At 78.7% G+C, this 800-nt stretch carries 2 pseudogenes; both read left to right on the top strand.

The window, feature by feature from the left end:
- Window positions 1-558 (top strand): annotated as a pseudogene (locus EEJ42_RS10115) (DUF5682 family protein); the annotation flags it as partial.
- Window positions 555-800: pseudogene (locus tag EEJ42_RS10110) on the top strand (hypothetical protein); the annotation flags it as partial. The pseudogenes EEJ42_RS10115 and EEJ42_RS10110, both read left to right, overlap by 4 nt.

Raw genomic sequence — 800 nt, 5'->3', positions numbered from 1 at the left:
CGTGCTGCGCGCCATCGCCGGGCGGGACGGCACCCCCGCCACGCCGGGGCTGCTCCGCGGCCGGGCCGCGCGCCTGCTGCTGGACGACGGGAGGCTCGCCGAGGACGAGGCGGCCCGGCTGATGCGGCTCGCGCTCTCGCCCGGCACCGCACCACCCGAGGCGGCTTCCTGGATCGAGGGGTTCATCGGCGGCGACGCGGGCGGCGGCATGCTGCTCGTCCACGACGAACGGCTGCTCGGCCTCGTCGACGGCTGGCTCACCTCCGTATCCGCCGAGGCGTTCACGGACGTCCTGCCGCTGCTGCGGCGCACCTTCTCCGCCTACGACACCGGTGTCCGCCGCACCCTGGGCGAGCTGGTCCGCCGCGNCGCCGCGGTCCCGGGCGCGCGTCCGGTGAGCCGGGCGCCGAGGGCGCGGCCCCCGCGGCGCCCGCCGTGCCCGGCTTCGGCCCCGGGCTCGACACGGACCGTGCGGCCGCCGTCGTACCGACCGTGCGGCTGCTGCTCGGCCTGGACCCCGCCCCTGACCACGACGACCCCGCGGAGGCGGCCCGATGACGGACACCGGCACGGACACCAGCACGGAAACCGGTGTGGACACCAGCACGGAAACCGGTGCGGACGCGGGTGACGAACGGCTGCGGCGCTGGCGGCTGGTGCTCGGCGGCGAGGGCGGCGACGGCACCGGCCGCTCCCTCAGCGGCACCGACGCCGCCATGGACCAGACGCTCGAAGCGCTCTACGGCCCCGGGGGCGGGGACGGCCCCGGGGGCGCGGGCGTCGCCGCCGGAAGCGGCGGC

Source organism: Streptomyces botrytidirepellens (assembly GCF_003721215.1).
In the GTDB taxonomy this organism is placed as follows: Bacteria; Actinomycetota; Actinomycetes; order Streptomycetales; family Streptomycetaceae; genus Streptomyces; species Streptomyces himastatinicus.
Note: the sequence above shows the minus strand (reverse complement) of the source record. Positions and strands in the feature narration are given on the sequence as shown.